The organism is Brevibacterium sp. 'Marine' (assembly GCF_012844365.1).
Taxonomy (GTDB): Bacteria; Actinomycetota; Actinomycetes; order Actinomycetales; family Brevibacteriaceae; genus Brevibacterium.
This window is the reverse complement of sequence record NZ_CP051626.1, coordinates 2,894,211-2,911,069: the sequence shown is the minus strand read 5'-3', so window position 1 is coordinate 2,911,069 and position 16,859 is coordinate 2,894,211. Positions and strand designations below refer to the sequence as shown.

Here is a 16,859-nt window from a genome sequence, read left to right as displayed (position 1 = left end):
CTGCAGGTCTGCGTGAGCGCCGCTGTCGCCCGTCGCCGGGTCCAGACGACTCCCGGGTGAATGACAGACGCCCACCTGCTGCGTAAAACCCGGCAGCAAGTGGGCGTCTTCTCAATCAGTCCGGATCAGGCCGACCCGATCGGGGTCGTGCCGATCCCGGCAGATCAGAATGACCGGGGTCCGGTCAGGCGGCGGCCATCGGCGTGATCTCACGCAGCGAGGTGCCGGTGAACAGCACGAGACGGCCGGTCGCATCTTCGATCGTGATCTCACCAGGAGCCTGACGGCTGATCCGGGGATCGATCATTCCTGCGTGTGCGAGTCCGCGCTGGACCCACTGTGGGAACTCAGACATGGTTCCCTCCTTTCTTCAGTTGTGAATAGCAGGCATCGACGCGCGCTATTCTTCAGGTTCTCGATACGGCGATTGGGTGATCGCCATGGGGATCTGCGATTCGAAGAGACACAGTGTCCGGAACATTCATCTGCAAAGTCGAACCACGATCGGGGCCTGCGACTTCAAAAGCTTGTCGTCAGGAGCAACGCAACGATCGGTTCGATGAATGCGGACAACTTCGAACGCAAAACACAATCGTAACGCGCCCAAGATCAGGTTGTCCAATTGGGGTCAGAGAGTTCGACTCAGGTTCGCGAATACCCTCGCCGAGGCGGCACCGAGTCCGCGCTCCGACCGACCCCTGACGAGGTCGGGCATCGCGTCGTCAGCGACGGCCCTGCATCCGCGCCCGGACTCGCACCCACAGCACGACGGTGGCGATGAACAGCACGGTACCGCCGGCCAGAAGGACGAGAGCCAGGGGATTGTCCAGCGCCACACCAACAGCCTGGGACGTCATCGACGGCTGCGGATCATCTGACTCCTGGGAATCCGCCGCACCGCTCGCATCCGAATCCGCGCCACCGGCATCACTCGAGCTGCCGGTGGCGGTCGGGACCGCCTCGGCGGTGGCCTGAACCCCGACGGGAACGGTCTGCAGCGATTTCGGGTTCTTCTGGGCGAAGTCCCATTCGAGCAGGTCGACGGCGGCCTGACGCGAGTTGTTGTCGATGCCGAGCATCGTCGCGACCACACGGTGCCCGTCGCGCTCGGCCACGGCCACATACGAACCCTTCGCGGCCCGGGTGAACCCGTTCTTCAGACCCAGCCCGCCGTCGACCTGGCCGACGATCTTCGTGTGATTCTGGATCTCGTAGCCTTTGAACTTCTCTTTCGTCTGCGGGTTCTTCCCGCCCGGGAACTTGTATGTCTCCGTGCCGATGACCTTCATCAGGTAGTCGTCCTCGCACACCGCCCACGCGAGCTTCATGAGGTCTTCGGCGGTCGTGTACTGGCCTTTCGCGTCCAGGCCCGAGGTGTTCTTCGCCTGCGTGTTCGACATGCCCAGTTCCGCGGCCTTCTCGTTCATCAGCTTCACGGCCTTGTCCTGCCCGCCGGCTGCCCGTCCCAGAGCATTCGCCGCATCATTGGCGCTCGACATCAGCATCGCGTGGAAGAGCAGATCGATCGAGTACTTGTTCGTCTGCATGAGACCGACCTTCGTCCCATCGACTTCCATGTCCTCGAACTCCGCGGTCACCTTCTTCTTCTTGTCAGCGAACTCGTCGACGAGCGCGAGAGCCGTGAGCAGCTTGATCGTCGACGCCGGAGCGTGCCGCTTCTCCACGTTCTTCGCCACGTGCAGCTCCCCGGAATCGAGGTCGCCCACAAGCCAGGACGTGCCCGTCGGCTTCGGGGGCTTCGCGCCGTCACCGAGGTCGTCGGGACTGACATACGCCGGTGCTGTCGACTCCGCCGGCTGGGACACCGCCTGCGCGGGTGCGGGGGAGTGGACGAGCTGGGCGGCGAGCACCAGCAGTGCGGCAGCGAAGCCGAGGACGCGCAGGAGCACGGCGCGTGGTGAGGAAGCAGTCGAGCGGGTGAAACGCATGCGCCCCAGTCTACTTTCGCCTCAGGCAGCTCGTCCTCAGGATTCCCTCACAGGGACGAACCGTCACCGAGGCGTCTCCACCGGCGCGGCCTCCACCGGCGCGGCACCCGCCGGCGCGGCACCCGCCGGCGCGGCACCCACCGGCGCGGCACCCACCGAGGCGTCTCCACCGGCAGAGGTGCCCTCCCTGCGACTCGAGTGAGCTTTTGGTACAGATTCTTTCGGACTGCTCAGGTTCCTCACTGTGCATTTGAGAGAACTGTGGACCGTAATCCGGCTGGAACGCTGTCGAAGCGGCTGGACCACTTCCGCAAAAGCACAGTTGAAGTCCAGTGGCACATGTTCAAATCAGTGCTCTCTGACTTCAACCGTGTATTTGAGGAAGTTGTCCCCTCCTCACCGCGGCCGCACCCTCACCGTGGCGCCCGACCCACCGCAGCGGCACCCCACCCAACGAGGCGGCGCCTCTCCCCGAGGCACCCCACCCACCGAGGCTGTACCCCACCCACCGAGGCTGTACCCCACCCACCGAGGCCGGGCAGACGAAAGCGGCCCCGCACCGTGTGGTGCGGGGCCGCTGCAGTCTGACTTGCGCTTACGCGATCAGAATGCGCGCTGCAGGATCGCCTGCTTCACCTCGGCGATGGCCTTGGTGATCTCGATGCCGCGAGGGCAGGCCTCGGTGCAGTTGAAGGTGGTGCGGCAGCGCCACACGCCTTCCTTGTCGTTGAGGACCTCGAGGCGCATGTCTCCGCCTTCGTCACGCGAATCGAAGATGAAACGGTGCGCATTGACGATCGCGGCCGGACCGAAGTACTGGCCGTCGGTCCAGAACACGGGGCACGAGGAGGTGCAGGCTGCGCAGAGGATGCACTTCGTGGTGTCGTCGAAGGCCTCACGCTGTTCGGCCGACTGCAGACGCTCACGCGTGGGCTCGTGTCCCGAGGTGACGAGGAACGGCATGACCTCGCGGTACGACTGGAAGAAGGGCTCCATGTCGACGATCATGTCCTTCTCGAGCGGAAGGCCCTTGATCGCCTCGACGGTGATCGGCTTGGACGTGTCGAGATCCTTGAGCAGCGTCTTGCAGGCCAGGCGGTTGCGGCCGTTGATGCGCATCGCATCGGAACCGCAGACGCCGTGGGCGCAGGACCGGCGGAAGGACAGCGAACCGTCGATCTCCCACTTGATCTTGTGGAGGGCATCCAGCACTCGGTCGGTGCCGTACATCGTGACGTTGTATTCCTCCCAGTGCGGCTCCGAATCGACCTCGGGGTCGAAACGAGCGATCCGGAAGGTGCAGTCGAAGGACGGGATGGACCCGCCTTCGCCGGACACGTGGGTCGGCAGGTCGATCTTCGACGCTGGCTCTGGGGTGGTATCGGTGCTCATCAGTACTTACGCTCCATCGGCTGGTAACGGGTGACGATGACGGGCTTCGTCTCCAGACGCATGCCCTTGATGCCGTCGGTCTCCGCTTCGGGATCGAGGTAGGTCATCGTATGGTGCATGAACTTCTCGTCGTCACGATCCGGGAAGTCCTCGCGGAAGTGTCCTCCGCGCGATTCCTTGCGGTGGATGGCGGCGACAGAGATGACCTCGGCGAGCTCGAGCAGGAAGCCGAGCTCGACGGCCTCGAGCAGATCGAGGTTGTAGCGCTTGCCGCGGTCCTGGATGCCCACGTTGTTGTAGCGCTCGCGCAGCTTGGCGATCTCGTCGAGAGCCTCACGCAGCGTCTCATCGGTGCGGAACACCTGGACGTTGGCGTCCATGATGTCCTGCAGGTCCTTGCGGATCGCCGCGATGCGCTCGGTGCCGTCCGAGGTGCGCATCTTCTCGAGCATCTCGACGACGTCGGTCGCCGGGCTCTCGGGCAGCTCCACGAACTCGGCGGTCTGCGCATATTCCGCAGCGGCGATGCCGGCACGCTTGCCGAAGACGTTGATGTCGAGCAGCGAGTTCGTGCCCAGACGGTTCGAACCGTGCACGGACACGCAGGCGCACTCACCAGCGGCGTAGAGGCCGGGGATGACGGTGTCGTTGTCGGCGAGCACTTCGGCTTCGATGTTCGTCGGGATGCCGCCCATCGCGTAGTGCGCGGTCGGGAAGACCGGCACCGGCTCCGTGTAGGGCTCCACACCGAGGTAGGTGCGGGCGAACTCGGTGATGTCCGGCAGCTTCTCGTCGATGTGGGAGGGCTCGAGGTGGGTGAGGTCGAGCAGGACGTAGTCCTTGTTCGGTCCGCAGCCGCGGCCCTCGCGCACCTCGTTGGCCATCGAACGAGCCACGATGTCACGCGGAGCGAGGTCCTTGATCGTCGGGGCGTAGCGCTCCATGAAGCGCTCACCCTCGGAGTTGCGGAGGATGCCGCCTTCACCACGTGCCGCCTCGGAGAGCAGGATGCCCAGGCCGGCGAGACCTGTGGGGTGGAACTGGAAGAACTCCATGTCCTCCAGAGGGATCCCGCGGTTGTAGGTCACGGCCATGCCGTCACCGGTCAGGGTGTGCGCGTTCGAGGTGGTCTTGAAGACCTTGCCGACACCGCCGGTGGCGAAGACGACCGACTTGGCCTGGAAGACGTGGATCTCGCCGGTGGCCAGTTCGTAGGACACGACTCCGGCCGGGCGCTTGACCCCGTCGACCTCGGTCATGAGGAGGTCGAGGACGTAGAACTCGTTGTAGAACTCCACGCCGTGCTTGACGCACTGTTGGTAAAGGGTCTGGAGGATCATGTGACCGGTGCGGTCTGCGGCGTAGCAGGAGCGGCGCACGGCGGACTTGCCGTGGTCGCGGGTGTGTCCGCCGAAGCGACGCTGGTCGATCTTGCCCTCGGGGGTGCGGTTGAACGGCAGCCCCATCTTCTCGAGGTCGAGGACGGCGTCAATGGCTTCCTTGGCCATCACCTCCGCGGCGTCCTGGTCGACCAGGTAGTCACCGCCCTTGACGGTGTCGAAGGTGTGCCATTCCCAGTTGTCCTCTTCCACGTTCGCCAGTGCGGCGCACATTCCGCCCTGGGCGGCACCGGTGTGCGAACGGGTGGGGTAGAGCTTCGTGAGAACGGCGGTGCGGGCGCGTTGGCCCGACTCGATCGCCGCACGCATGCCGGCGCCGCCGGCGCCGACGATGACGACGTCGTAATGATGTACCTGCATGTTTCTCCTTTAGGCCTTGCAGAACTCAGCCAGGACCGAGGGGTCCGCTCCGGCCGGGCAGGGATCGAACGTGAAGATGACGAGCGTGCCGAGCACGATGACGATGACCGAGGCGATGTAGAGGATCACCTGCAGGGACATGCGTGTGCCGGGCTTCTCGGAGTAGTCCATGATGATGGTGCGCAGACCGTTGGTGCCGTGCAGCATCGCCAGCCACAGCATGAGCAGATCCCAGATCTGCCAGAACGGGCTGGCCCACTTGCCAGCGACGAATCCGAAGTCGATGGCCTGGACGCCGTCGCCGGCCCACAGGTTCACGAACAGGTGGCCGAAGATGAGGATGACGAGGACGACGCCGGAGATGCGCATGAACAGCCATGCGAACATCTCGAACTTCGAGCGCGTCGACTTGTGCCGGGAGTAGCCGGTCCGCGGAGCCGGAATGGATGTTGTGCTCATGTCAGCCTCCGAAGGTGTGCATCAGCTGGCGGGGAATGAAGGCGATCATGATGATGAGCCACACAACCATGACTCCCCAGAACAGCTTCTTCTGATTTTTCGGGCCACTCTTCGAGAAATCGACGAGAATGACGCGCAGACCGTTGAACGCATGGAATGCGATTGCGGCGACGAGCGCGATCTCACCGAATGCCATGACCGGTGTCTTGTAGGTTCCGATCACTGCGTTGTAGGCCTCGGGCGAGACGCGGACGAGGGCAGTATCGAGCACGTGGACCAGAAGGAAGAAGAAGATTCCGACGCCTGTGACGCGATGCGCGACCCAGGACCACATTCCTTCGTTTCCTCGGTACAGAGTGCCCGTAGACGCTTTGGCCACGGAGCATCCTCCATCTTGATAATTCGGGTGTGTACGTCTAGAAACTACGCCGAAGACCGCTTCCGTGCCAGTCGAGACACGGCTGAGCGTCCCGGATCACACCGCAACCCTGGCAATTCCCTCAAAACTGGGATTCACCGTCTCACGGAATTTCATTTACATCACAGTCGTGTGCTCTAAATTGTCTCGTTCTCGTTCTGACCTGGACGGCCCGGGAACCCGGGAGCACCATCGCCGAGGCGGTCCTGAGGTGGGGAGATCCCCACCGGGTGCCTGTGGTTCGGCTCATCCGACACGGCGGGCAACCTCGGGGAAGGCGTGCCCGAACTCTGAGACACTGAATCCGTGAACACGCACTTCCACGCCATCATCCCCGCCGGCGGATCCGGAACGCGCCTGTGGCCGCTGTCTCGCCGGGCGACGCCGAAGTTCCTCCACGATGTCCTCGGTCTCGGTCGCAGCCTCATCCAGGCCACCTGGGATCGGGTCGCGCCGATCGTCGGCGACGACAGAGTCTGGGTGGTCACCGGCGAGAGCCACTTCGATCAGGTCGCCGAACAGCTGCCGCATATCGCCCGCGGCCAGATCATCGCCGAACCCTCACCGAAGGATTCCGCTGCCGCCATCGGGCTGGCCGCCATGCTCATCGCCCGCGAGGATCCCGAGGCCATCGTCGGATCGTTCTCCGCCGATCATTCGATCACGAACGTCGACGAATTCCGGCTCGTCATCGATCAGGCCGTCGCGGCCGCGGAGACCGGAGACATCGTCACGGTCGGCATCATGCCCCGCAATCCCGCCACGGCCTACGGCTATATCGAGACCGGTGACCTGCTCGGACTCGACGGGGCGCCCACGGCCCGGCGGGCGCTGGCATTCGCGGAGAAGCCGGAGGCGAGCACGGCTCGTCAGTATGTGAACTCCGGACGCTACCGCTGGAACGCGGGCATGTTCATCGCCAAGGCCTCCGCCCTGCTCGACATCCTCGCCGAGGAGGACCCGCCGCTCTATTCGGGGCTGGCCCGGATCGCCGAGGCCTGGGACACCCCAGATCATGACGAGGTCCTCAGTGCCGTGTGGCCCGGACTGGAGAAGCGAGCCATCGACTATGTGGTGGCCGAACCGGCAGCCGCAGCCGGTCGTGTCATCGTCATCCCCGGTGACTTCGGCTGGGACGACGTCGGCGACTTCGATTCGGTGGCCAGGCTGCGCCAGCCGGTGCCCGGGGAACCGCGGGGAGTGATCTCGATCGGCGGGAACACCGACCTGCTCGAGGTCGATGCCTCGGGAGTCGTGTTCTCCGAAGGACCGCGGACGGTGGCCATCGTCGGGCTCGACGACCTCGTCGTCGTCGACACCGACGACGTCCTGCTCATCACCTCCCGCTCACACGCCCAGGATGTGAAGAAGGCCGTGTCCCTCGCCGGTGAGCGCGGACTCGACGAACTGCTCTGATCCTGGAGGGCCGTCTCCGGAACCGGGCGGATCTGTACCCTGTCGTGCACGGCAGGGGTGGGCGGACGTGAACGGGGCGGTCGCCTCGGCGAGGGTGGGAAAGCAGGACGCGAAGTATGTCGAAATTGGTCGCAATGGGCACATTTATGACATCGAGTGCCTAACATGGCTTGAAATGTTCGACATCGCCCATCCCCGACCTCCCCGCTCTGAAGGACCCGACGTGATCAGCTCGACAATCGCTGAGATCGGTGCTGAACTCATCGATTTCCGCCGCGACATCCATGCCCATCCGGAACTGTCCTTCCAGGAGTTCGAGACCACCGACAAGATCGTCGCCCGCCTCGAGGCCGCCGGCCTCAAGCCCCGGCGCCTCGAGAGCACCGGAGTCGTCTGCGACATCGGCGACGGGCCGGTGGCCGTGGGGCTGCGCGCCGATATCGACGCCCTGCCGGTCGATGACCTCATCGATGAGGAATTCCGGTCCACCGTGCCCGGCGTCGCCCACGCCTGCGGCCACGACGTCCACCTGACCTCCCTCATCGGTGCCGGCATCGCCCTGCAGAAGATCCACGAGACACGGCCCGGCGGACTCGGCGGCCGGGTGCGCCTGATCTTCCAGCCCGGTGAGGAAGTCACCCCGGGCGGTGCCCTGCGCGTGATCTCCCAAGGCGTGCTCGACGACGTGCCCGAGGTCTACGCCGTCCACTGCGACCCGAACGTCGACATCGGCAAGGTCGGTTCGCGCATCGGCGCCATCACCGCCGCCGGCGACACCGTCATCATCCGCCTGTCCGGTCACGGAGGGCACACCTCGCGTCCGCACCTGACCGAGGACCTCGTCTACGCGCTGGGCAAACTCGCCACCGATCTGCCCTCGACCCTGGGCCGGCTGATCGACCCGCGCCACGCGATCTCTCTGGTGTGGGGCGAGATCAGCGCCGGCCATGCCGCGAACGTCGTCCCCAGCGAGGGGATCCTGCGCGGAACTCTGCGGTGCCTCGACGTCGACGGCTGGAACCAGGTCGCCGAGGTGCTGCCCGAGCTCGTCGACCGCATCGCCGGACCCTACGGAGTCGAGGTCGACCTCGAACATCGCCGAGGCGTCCCACCGGTGGTCAACACCGAAGACCAGGTCACCCTCATCGAATCCGCCGTCCGCGGGGAACTCGGCGAGAACTCGGTGCAGCTGACCCCGCAGTCCATGGGCGGGGAGGACTTCGCGTGGTACCTCACCCACTGCCCGGGAGCGCTCATCCGTCTGGGCACCCGGACACCCGGCGGCATCACCTACGACATCCACCAGGGTGATCTGCTCATCGACGAACGTGCCGTGGAGATCGCCGCCCGCGTGTTCACGGCCACCGCGCTCAAGGTCCTCGACCGCGACCGGTGATGGCCCGGCGGCTGATCGCCCGCACGCGGTCGGCCGCCGCTGCCCTCTGACCTGCCACGTGATCTGCCACGGACGATGTCTGATTACGCCGTGTCAGGGTGGGCCGATAATCTTGGACCCATGAGGATGAGAGCCCGAACCACGCAGATCGCCGCGCTCGCCGCGGTCGGCGTCCTCACGCTCAGCGCCTGCTCCGTCACGGCCCCCGAAGCCCTCGAAGAGGAACGGCTGGGCTGCCTCGTCTCGGCCCCGGCCGGCTTCGACGATCACTCCGCCGGTGCACTCACCCTCGAGGAGACGGAACTGGCCCGCGGGGCCGGGGTCTTCTCAGGCACCTCGAGTCAACGCGTCTCGGGTGGGTCGGCCACCTCGGCGGCATTGGATCGGATGCACGGGCACGACTGTGCACTGACCACGGTCATCGGCCCCGGCGGAGCGGACGAACTCGCGGACTTCGCCGCGGCTCACCCCGACGACCTGTTCCTCGGGGTCTCGCCCGGCACCGACGACCTGCCGAAGAACGTGCTGAGCATGGATTTCGACCTCGTCCCACCGGCGTACATCGCCGGCTTCACCGCGGCCACTGCCTCGGAGACGGGAAAAGTCGGCATCGTCGTCTCGCACGGATTCCCGCAGGCCGACCGCATCCTGGCCGCCTTCGACGCCGGTGTCGATCTGTACAACAAGGAGAAGGACGAGGACCTGCCGAAAGCGGAGTCCTACCATCCCTCCTCGGACCGGGCCGCCTCGGCGAACGGTTCGCCGCGGGCGATCGACGACACCCGCGACGCCGGGAAGGACTACTTCGAACGATCCTTCGACGCCGATGTCGACGTGCTCGTTCCGTTCGGATCGGCGGCCGCGATGGGAGTGGTCACCTCGGCGGATGAGAAGCGGACCGACCTGACCGCGGCCACGGAGGACCCGGAGAGCGGGGACGATGGGCCGAGCCTGCCGAAGGTCATCTGGTACGGCACCGCGGGCGGGTTCTCGAAGGCGATCGTGGCCACCGTGGAGCCGAACGTGCGCCGCGGACTGCGGACGATGTTCCCCGATTGGCCGCAGAGCAGGAACCCCGACGAGGTGGCCCCCGCCCCGAAGACGGAGCCGGAGGAGATCGGCGGCTTCGAAGTCAGCGAGCGACGGTACGAGGGCACGATCGACAACGGCGGGGTGCGGATCGTCGCCGAGGACGGATTCCTCTCCCGTGTCTCCGACGCCGGACGGGGGATCACGGACCTGCGGGAGCGGATCAAGAGCGGGGAGATCGACCCGGAGAAGGGATGAGGGGCGCACGCCGCATCGGATAAGCTGAGACGGTGATGAATGTACCCGCCGGCGTCGCATCGGACGACCCCATCCTGCAGCTGCCCAAAGTCTCCCTCCACGATCACCTCGACGGCGGTCTGCGCCCGTCGACGATGCTCGAGCTGGCCGACTCGATCGGCCACACCCTGCCCGCCACCGATGCCGAGTCGCTGCGCCGGTGGTTCTCGGAGTCCGCGAACTCCGGTGACCTGGTCCGCTACCTCGAGACGTTCTCGCACACCGTGGCGGTCATGCAGAGCGAGGACAACCTGCGCCGAGTGGCCAAGGAATGGGTCCTCGACCAGGTGGCCGACGGCGTCTTCTACGCCGAAGCCCGGTGGGCTCCCGAACAGCACCTCGAAGGCGGACTCGAACTCGACGCCGTCGTCGAAGCCGTCCAGGACGGTCTGGAGGCCGGCGTCTCCGAGGCCGCGGCCGAGGGCAAGTACATCCGCGTCGGCCAGCTCATCACGGCCATGCGGCAGGCCGACAACTCCCTGGCGATCGCCGAACTGGCCATCCGCCATCGCGAGAAGGGCGCGGATTCCGGTGTCGTCGGATTCGACATCGCCGGACCCGAGAACGGCTTCCCGCCGTCTGCGCACCTCTCCGCCTTCAACGCCCTGCATCAGGCGTATGTGCCGGTGACGATCCATGCCGGTGAGGCCGCCGGCAAGGAATCCATCCACGAGGCGGTCACCATCTGCCACGCCCAGCGTCTGGGCCATGGTGCGCGCATCGTCGAGGACATGGACATCGTCGACGGTCAGGGGCAGCTCGGCAGCCTCGCCGCCTGGGTCCTCGACCAGCAGATCCCGCTCGAACTGTGCCCGAGCTCCAACCTGCAGACCGACATCGGCGGCACCATCGCCGGACACCCGATCACAGGACTGAAAGACCTCGGCTTCGCCGTCACCATCAACCCGGACAACCGCCTGATGTCCGGCACGTCGGTGTCACGAGAGATGCGTCTGCTCGTCGACGAGGCCGGCTGGAACCAGACCGACCTCGAATGGGCGACGGTCAATGCTGTGACCGCGGCCTTCCTGCCGTTGGATGTGCGTGAGCGCATGCTCGATGAGATCCTCATCCCCGGATTCGCCCGGGTGACCATTTGAGCTCACGCAATGGCCGGACCGCAGGCTCCGGTGCCTCACCGGAGCCTGAGGGGCACGGGATTCCGACCCCGCAGGCGATGCTGCTGCCCGTCATCGTCCTCGGCATCCAGGCACTGGCCCTGATCGGTGCGGCGGTGTCGTTCGTCATCACGGCGATCACTGCCGGACCGCTGGCGGCCTCGCTGATCGGTCTGGCCGTCATGTTCCTCATCTTCGCCGCCGGTGTCGGCGCCGCGGCCCGGGGCGCCTGGCGCCTGCACCGGTGGGCGCGTCCGGCGGCGATCGCCTTCGAACTGCTCGTCATCGTCTTCGCCTTCAGCGTCATCGGCGGTTCCCTGCTGCTGGGACTCGCCTGCCTCGTCACCGCGATCGCCGTGATCATGGGCTTCTTCCTGCCCCCGGTCGTCGACGCCTACAACCGCGCCCTGACCGATTGAGCCGGTTCAAGCAGGTGCTCGTCCGAACATAGGTCGCTTTCGGATACTTTTCTCGCGGCGAAAGTATCCGATAGCGACCTGAGTTCTGCGCTGAGTATCTGTTGGCGACCCAAGTTTTTTCGAGTTCGAGCAGCTGGGGCGGCCCGACGCTGCTGGGAGAATGCGTTAACTGTGCGCAGATTGCCAAAATCCGGCGGTCTGACGGGCAATCTGCGCACACTTAACTCGCGTCAGCGGGGCTGACCGCAGCAACGGATCCGCGGTCAGGTCAGAGCCCGGCAGCATCACACCTGCGGCGGCGACCATTTCTGGACGCTCGCAGCCTGAGCGGCGATGAGTCGTGAGGGAATCGCTGAGAAGATCGCATTGCGCAGCCTCGCCAGCAGCGGCGATTCGAGTTGGAACATCTGCCCCATGAGGCGGGACTTCTGTGCGATCGACTGCGTCCGCGGGCGGCGCAGGGAGTCATAGCGGCCCAGTGCTGCAGCGAGGTCTGGCGGTATTGAGACGCTCGGGCTCGCACTGTGGTCCGGTTCCTCACCGTTGCGAGTGCGCGCACTGTGGTCCGGGTTCACGCCGGCGCGAGTGCCCGCACCTGTGGCCGCTTGCTCTTCAGCTCGTCCGAGCCGGCTCGCCCCAGATCCCGGAGACTCCCCGAGCAGCGGGGTGAGCAGGACAGTGAGCGTCGCCGCATCTTCGAGAGCCTGGCCTCCGCCTTGGCCGAGGTTCGGTGTCATCGCATGTGCGGCATCCCCGAGCAGCACGACGCGGCCGCGGTGGAACCTGGCCAGCCGGCGGGAGAGGTCGGAGATCGCGGTGCGGCGGACCGCCTCGGCGTCGGTGGCGGCGATGAGCTCGGCGATGGGGGAGTGCCAGCCGGTGAACATCTGCAGCGCGGTGGCCTTCTCGTCGGCGGAGATCGCGTTCTCGGGCATGTTCGCCACCGCGAACCAGTAGACACGGCCGTCGGCCAGCGGGGCGATGCCGAAGCGGCGTCCGCGCCCGACCGATTCCCCGGCCTCGCCGGACAGCGCCACCGGCACCGAGGTGATGCCCCGCCACGCCGAATATCCGGAGTACCGCGGTGCCACCGGTTCACCGTCGACGACGGTGCGGATCCGGCTGTGCAGACCGTCGGCGCCGATCACGAGGTCGAAACGTGCAGGTGCATCGAGGTGCGAGGATTCGGGTGTGACAGTCAGCGTCCCATCGAATGCTGCCGAGGCCACCTCGGCGTCGGTGCGCACAGTCCCAGGAGCCAAAGCATCGAGGAGGATGCGGTGGAGGTCGGCACGGTCGACGATGCGCAGCGCACCGACGGCCTCGTCGGGCACCTGCACGATCCAGCGTCCATCGGCGCGGCGCTGACCTGCAGCGAAGCCTTCGACACTGGAGTCGGTCACGGCGTCGAAGGCTTCGCGCAGGCCGAGCGTCTCCAGCGCGGCGAGACCGTTGGCGAAGATCGACAGCCCCGAACCGCCGGCTCGCACCTCGGGGGCACGTTCGAACACGGTGACCTCGGCGCCGGCTCTCTGCAGTCCCACGGCCGCCGAGAGCCCGCCGATTCCAGCTCCGATGACAGCGATTCTCATAGAGTCATCGTCGCATGCAGGGCGGTGGGTGGTGACGCCGCCGGCTGATCATTGGTACGCGTCAAGTGTGCGCAGATTGCCCAAAACCGGCCTCAGAATGGCAATCTGCCACCACTTGACTCGTACCGAGGCGAGGCGGAGCCCCGAGTTTACTGGAGGAACTCTCCGCAGGCTTCGGTGAGGAAGTCGCCGGCGACTCCGCCCTCTTCTCCGAGGCTGATGGCGGTCTTCTGGATGCCCCACCACACGCGAGGCGAGCCGCCCCACTGCTGCCGGAATTCTTCGCGACGGCCGGGATCCTCGGCGAGGTCATCGGCGGCCAGCCCGATGCGGTCCTGAGCGTCATCGGCGGTGCAGCGCTTCTCGTCGTCCGGGCCCCTCGGGTCGAGCTCGGGGATGTCCTCGTCATCGACGGTTGTCAGCGTGTACGCCGAGTTGCCGATCTCTTCGACCTCGAAGGTGCCGTGGATGAGCAGGAACGGGGACGCCTCGTCATCGACGTTCTTCGCATCGACGGTGACGCTGACGCTGTCGGGGCTGTCGGCAGTCACTGTCGTCTCGCCGGAATCGGGGACCTCGGGGTTGCCGGTGTGCACGTAGACCTTGAGGTAGGCCTCGGTGTCCTTCTCGGCCGCCTCGGCGAGGCCCTGCCACAGCGGGTCGGTGTCCTTCGCCCCACCCGGCGAGGAGTCGACGATGGACACCTTCGGCGCATCGTCCGGCGTCTCGATCGGGGTGACTTCTTCCTTGCTCACCGAGGGGCGCGGCTGGGGCCGGGTCTCGTTGGGTGTCGCCACGCAGGCCGTCGTCGTGGCGGCAAGCGCAGCGGCGGACAGCAGGGCAAGGGGGCGAAGTCGCATGGTTCCTCGAGGTGTCGTCAGCGTCCAAGTGATATTGCTTCCAGCCTAATGTGCGCGAGGGCCCGCGCCGAGGTGGACGCGCGGCGAGGCGGCGAAAGCGGCGCGGGCGCGAGGCTGCTGCGCCGGAGCGCGAGGCTGGGTCCTGACGCCACAGACCTGAAGTCCGGCCGCGCCGTCCAGCCCTGCCGACTCAGCCGCGGCGTGCTGCGGCGATGAGTTCGCGCAGGCTCTGCCGCTGGGCACCTCCGGCATCGAAGTTCGCTTCGTCGAGCCACTTGTCATATGCCGATCGCAGGGCCGGCCACTCGCTGTCGATGATCGAGAACCATGCGGTGTCGCGGTTGCGGCCCTTGTACACGAGGTGCTGCCGGAACACCCCTTCGAAGGTGAACCCGAAGCGTTCGGCGGCCATCTTCGACGGAGCGTTCGCGTCATCGCATTTCCACTCGAATCGACGGTAGCCGGAGGCGAAGGCGAGATCGGCGCAGAGGAAGAGCGCCTCGGTGGCCGCCCGCGTCCGGGCCAGCCCCGGGCCCCAGAGGATGTGCCCGATTTCCATGACGCCGTTGACTGCGTCGATGCGCATGAGCGCCTGCCGGCCCTCGGCCCGACCGGTGGATCGGTCCACAACGGCGAAGAAGAGGGGATCGGACGAGGTGGCCGCCTCGTCGATCCAGGAATCGAAATCGCTGCGTTCGGTCTGCGGTGTCTGCGGCAGGTATCGGAATCGCTCCTCGATGCCGTCGGGTGCCGAGACCGCAGAGAAGAGCGCATCGCCGTGGACGGTCGGATCGATGGGCTCGAGGTCGACATATCGACCGTGGACGGGTTCTCGCCGAGGCGGCTGTGCGCCCGGGAAATTCGTGAGGTCGTCGTGCATGGCTCAATCCTCGCTGCCGTCGAATCCGGTGGACAGCTCGCGCAGAAGTCCGGCGAGTTTGCGGCTGCCGGCGGGGGTGAGTCCGCTGAGGATCTCTCGCTCCTTCACCAGCAGATCGGCCAGGGCGGAATCGACGGTGGCACGGCCGCTCTCGGTGAGGTGGACGAGCACTCCGCGCCGATCGCCGGGATCGGGGCGGCGTTCGACCCAACCGCGGGCGACGAGCCGGTCGATGCGATTGGTCATGGTGCCGCTCGTGACGAGTGTCTCCTGCAACAGAGTCGAGGGGGAGAGCTGATAGGGCTCACCGGCTCGACGGAGGGCGGAGAGCACGTCGAAGGCCCAGCCCTCGATTCCGTAGTCGGAGAAGCTCGACTTCCGTGCCAGGTCCAACTGTCTGGCCAGACGCGAGACGCGGGAGAGGATCTCCATCGGGGAGACGTCGAGATCCGGACGCTCACGTCGCCAGGCTGCGACTATTCGATCCACTTCGTCCATGAATCGATTTTACGTCCATATCAAGAATCTTGAGAGCAAAGATACTTTTTGACGAGAGATTCCTTACTCTCAGGGTCCGTTTAACCTGCAGGTTTGGATGGACGGGTGCGTTTGGGAATATGGTTGTCCTTGGTTGTTGCATCCGTCAACGAACCTGCAGGGGCCAACCACCCGGCAGCAGAAACGAAGGAATACACGTGGATCTTTTCGAGTATCAAGCACGTGACCTGTTCGAGAAGCACGGAGTGCCCGTGCTCAAGGCCCAGGTCGCGACGACGCCAGAAGCAGCGAAGAAGGCAGCCGAGGATCTTGGCGGCGGAGTCGTCGTCGTCAAGTCACAGGTCAAGATCGGCGGCCGTGGAAAAGCCGGCGGCGTCAAGGTCGCCAAGAACCCCGATGAGGCCGAGGCCCGCGCCAAGGACATCCTGGGACTCGACATCAAGGGCCACATCACCGAAAAGGTGATGATCGCCGAAGGTGCCGACATCGCTGAGGAGTACTACTTCTCCGTCCTCCTCGACCGGTCCAACCGCACCTACCTGGCCATGTGCTCGAAGGAAGGCGGCATGGAGATCGAGCAGCTGGCCGTGGAACGTCCGGAAGCGCTCGCCAAGATCCCCGTCTCCGCCATCGACGGCATCAACGATGCCAAGGCAGCAGAGATCGCCGAGGCGGCCGGCTTCGACGCCGACACCGCCGCGAAGATCGCCCCCGTGCTGACCAGCCTGTGGACCGTCTTCGAAAAGGAAGACGCCACCCTCGTCGAGGTCAACCCGCTGGTCAAGACCGGTGCCGGTGACATCATCGCCCTCGACGGCAAGGTCTCGCTCGATGACAACGCCGACTTCCGCCACAAGGAGCACGAGGAGCTGCGCGACATCAGCGCAGAGAACCCGCTGGAACTCAAGGCCAAGAAGCTCGACCTCAACTACGTCAAGCTCGACGGTGAGGTCGGAATCATCGGCAACGGCGCAGGACTGGTCATGTCGACCCTCGACGTCGTCGCCTACGCAGGTGAGAACCACAGCGGCGTCAAGCCCGCGAACTTCCTCGACATCGGAGGCGGCGCCTCGGCTGAGGTCATGGCCAACGGACTCGACGTCATCCTCGGCGATGATCAGGTGAAGTCCGTCTTCGTCAACGTCTTCGGCGGAATCACCGCCTGTGACGCTGTGGCCGACGGCATCGTCAAGGCCCTCGAGATTCTCGGCGACCAGGCCACCAAGCCGCTCGTCGTCCGCCTCGACGGCAACAACGTGGAAGAGGGACGCGCCATCCTGCAGAAGGCAGCGCACCCGCTCGTCACGCTCACTGACACGATGGACGGTGGAGCCGACAAGGCCGCCGAACTGGCTGCTGCCAAGTAAGGAAAGGTC

The 16,859-nt window shown here is 65.7% G+C and carries 16 protein-coding genes; 6 read left to right on the top strand and 10 right to left on the bottom strand.

Annotated elements, in window-relative coordinates:
• Nucleotides 1–184 precede the first annotated feature (184 nt).
• From HF684_RS13090 to sdhC, 6 genes are all read right to left on the bottom strand, one after another.
• Complete coding sequence (locus tag HF684_RS13090) at nucleotides 185–355, bottom strand: hypothetical protein (protein ID WP_164742818.1); 171 nt, start codon at nucleotides 353–355, stop codon at nucleotides 185–187.
• A 367-nt stretch (nucleotides 356–722) separates the two neighbouring features.
• Complete coding sequence (locus tag HF684_RS13085) at nucleotides 723–1,949, bottom strand: serine hydrolase (RefSeq protein ID WP_169252813.1); 1,227 nt, start codon at nucleotides 1,947–1,949, stop codon at nucleotides 723–725.
• Nucleotides 1,950–2,552: 603 nt separating this feature from the next.
• Nucleotides 2,553–3,341: a succinate dehydrogenase iron-sulfur subunit gene (locus tag HF684_RS13075; protein WP_169252812.1), complete on the bottom strand. Its 789-nt coding sequence runs from the start codon at nucleotides 3,339–3,341 to the stop codon at nucleotides 2,553–2,555.
• Nucleotides 3,341–5,101 carry a succinate dehydrogenase flavoprotein subunit gene (gene sdhA, locus HF684_RS13070; protein WP_169252811.1) on the bottom strand — a complete coding sequence of 587 codons (1,761 nt, stop codon included), beginning with the start codon at nucleotides 5,099–5,101 and terminating at the stop codon, nucleotides 3,341–3,343. Before sdhA ends, HF684_RS13075 begins: the two co-directional genes overlap by 1 nt.
• Before the next feature lie 9 nt (nucleotides 5,102–5,110).
• Nucleotides 5,111–5,560, bottom strand: coding sequence for a succinate dehydrogenase hydrophobic membrane anchor subunit (locus HF684_RS13065; protein ID WP_025778711.1), 450 nt, complete (start codon nucleotides 5,558–5,560; stop codon nucleotides 5,111–5,113).
• Nucleotide 5,561: 1 nt separating this feature from the next.
• Nucleotides 5,562–5,939, bottom strand: a complete 378-nt coding sequence (gene sdhC, locus HF684_RS13060) for a succinate dehydrogenase, cytochrome b556 subunit (RefSeq protein ID WP_081770431.1) — start codon at nucleotides 5,937–5,939, stop codon at nucleotides 5,562–5,564.
• A gap of 345 nt (nucleotides 5,940–6,284) precedes the next feature.
• Between sdhC and HF684_RS13055 the strand changes: the two genes are divergently transcribed.
• The 5 genes from HF684_RS13055 to HF684_RS13035 all read left to right on the top strand — a co-directional run bounded on the left by HF684_RS13055 (nucleotide 6,285) and on the right by HF684_RS13035 (nucleotide 11,653).
• Nucleotides 6,285–7,394 carry a mannose-1-phosphate guanylyltransferase gene (locus HF684_RS13055; RefSeq protein WP_025778708.1) on the top strand — a complete coding sequence of 370 codons (1,110 nt, stop codon included), beginning with the start codon at nucleotides 6,285–6,287 and terminating at the stop codon, nucleotides 7,392–7,394.
• A gap of 223 nt (nucleotides 7,395–7,617) precedes the next feature.
• Nucleotides 7,618–8,790, top strand: coding sequence for an amidohydrolase (locus HF684_RS13050; protein WP_169252810.1), 1,173 nt, complete (start codon nucleotides 7,618–7,620; stop codon nucleotides 8,788–8,790).
• Nucleotides 8,791–8,910: 120 nt separating this feature from the next.
• The gene (locus tag HF684_RS13045; protein WP_248278939.1) at nucleotides 8,911–10,077 is read left to right on the top strand and encodes a BMP family ABC transporter substrate-binding protein; all 1,167 of its coding nucleotides are present in this window, start codon (nucleotides 8,911–8,913) and stop codon (nucleotides 10,075–10,077) included.
• 35 nt (nucleotides 10,078–10,112) lie between these two features.
• Entirely contained in the window at nucleotides 10,113–11,216 is a 1,104-nt protein-coding gene (locus HF684_RS13040) for an adenosine deaminase (RefSeq protein ID WP_169253924.1), read from the top strand.
• Complete coding sequence (locus HF684_RS13035) at nucleotides 11,213–11,653, top strand: hypothetical protein (RefSeq protein WP_248278938.1); 441 nt, start codon at nucleotides 11,213–11,215, stop codon at nucleotides 11,651–11,653. Before HF684_RS13040 ends, HF684_RS13035 begins: the two co-directional genes overlap by 4 nt.
• A 284-nt stretch (nucleotides 11,654–11,937) precedes the next feature.
• Here the strand turns inward: HF684_RS13035 and HF684_RS13030 are convergent, their stop codons facing one another.
• From HF684_RS13030 to HF684_RS13015, 4 genes are all read right to left on the bottom strand, one after another.
• Nucleotides 11,938–13,245: an FAD-dependent monooxygenase gene (locus HF684_RS13030; RefSeq protein ID WP_169252809.1), complete on the bottom strand. Its 1,308-nt coding sequence runs from the start codon at nucleotides 13,243–13,245 to the stop codon at nucleotides 11,938–11,940.
• A gap of 149 nt (nucleotides 13,246–13,394) precedes the next feature.
• Nucleotides 13,395–14,105 carry a hypothetical protein gene (locus HF684_RS13025; protein WP_169252808.1) on the bottom strand — a complete coding sequence of 237 codons (711 nt, stop codon included), beginning with the start codon at nucleotides 14,103–14,105 and terminating at the stop codon, nucleotides 13,395–13,397.
• A 190-nt stretch (nucleotides 14,106–14,295) separates the two neighbouring features.
• Nucleotides 14,296–14,985, bottom strand: a complete 690-nt coding sequence (locus tag HF684_RS13020; protein WP_169252807.1) for a GNAT family protein — start codon at nucleotides 14,983–14,985, stop codon at nucleotides 14,296–14,298.
• Nucleotides 14,986–14,988: 3 nt separating this feature from the next.
• On the bottom strand, nucleotides 14,989–15,483 hold the full coding sequence (locus HF684_RS13015) for a MarR family transcriptional regulator (protein WP_025778695.1): 495 nt from the start codon (nucleotides 15,481–15,483) through the stop codon (nucleotides 14,989–14,991).
• Nucleotides 15,484–15,680: 197 nt separating this feature from the next.
• Here HF684_RS13015 and sucC point away from each other — a divergent pair, with 197 nt between their 5' ends.
• Entirely contained in the window at nucleotides 15,681–16,850 is a 1,170-nt protein-coding gene (sucC, locus tag HF684_RS13010; RefSeq protein WP_169252806.1) for an ADP-forming succinate--CoA ligase subunit beta, read from the top strand.
• Nucleotides 16,851–16,859 lie beyond the last annotated feature (9 nt).

What these genes read in the sequence shown, in the direction of transcription:
- HF684_RS13090 (WP_164742818.1), bottom strand. Translation starts at nt 355, where the DNA reads ATGTCTGAGTTCCCACAGTGGGTCCAGCGCGGACTCGCACACGCAGGA.
- HF684_RS13085 (WP_169252813.1), bottom strand. Translation starts at nt 1,949, where the DNA reads ATGCGTTTCACCCGCTCGACTGCTTCCTCACCACGCGCCGTGCTCCTG.
- HF684_RS13075 (WP_169252812.1), bottom strand. Translation starts at nt 3,341, where the DNA reads ATGAGCACCGATACCACCCCAGAGCCAGCGTCGAAGATCGACCTGCCG.
- sdhA (WP_169252811.1), bottom strand. Translation starts at nt 5,101, where the DNA reads ATGCAGGTACATCATTACGACGTCGTCATCGTCGGCGCCGGCGGCGCC.
- HF684_RS13065 (WP_025778711.1), bottom strand. Translation starts at nt 5,560, where the DNA reads ATGAGCACAACATCCATTCCGGCTCCGCGGACCGGCTACTCCCGGCAC.
- HF684_RS13045 (WP_248278939.1), top strand. Translation starts at nt 8,911, where the DNA reads ATGAGGATGAGAGCCCGAACCACGCAGATCGCCGCGCTCGCCGCGGTC.
- HF684_RS13040 (WP_169253924.1), top strand. Translation starts at nt 10,113, where the DNA reads ATGAATGTACCCGCCGGCGTCGCATCGGACGACCCCATCCTGCAGCTG.
- HF684_RS13030 (WP_169252809.1), bottom strand. Translation starts at nt 13,245, where the DNA reads ATGAGAATCGCTGTCATCGGAGCTGGAATCGGCGGGCTCTCGGCGGCC.
- HF684_RS13025 (WP_169252808.1), bottom strand. Translation starts at nt 14,105, where the DNA reads ATGCGACTTCGCCCCCTTGCCCTGCTGTCCGCCGCTGCGCTTGCCGCC.
- HF684_RS13020 (WP_169252807.1), bottom strand. Translation starts at nt 14,985, where the DNA reads ATGCACGACGACCTCACGAATTTCCCGGGCGCACAGCCGCCTCGGCGA.
- HF684_RS13015 (WP_025778695.1), bottom strand. Translation starts at nt 15,483, where the DNA reads ATGGACGAAGTGGATCGAATAGTCGCAGCCTGGCGACGTGAGCGTCCG.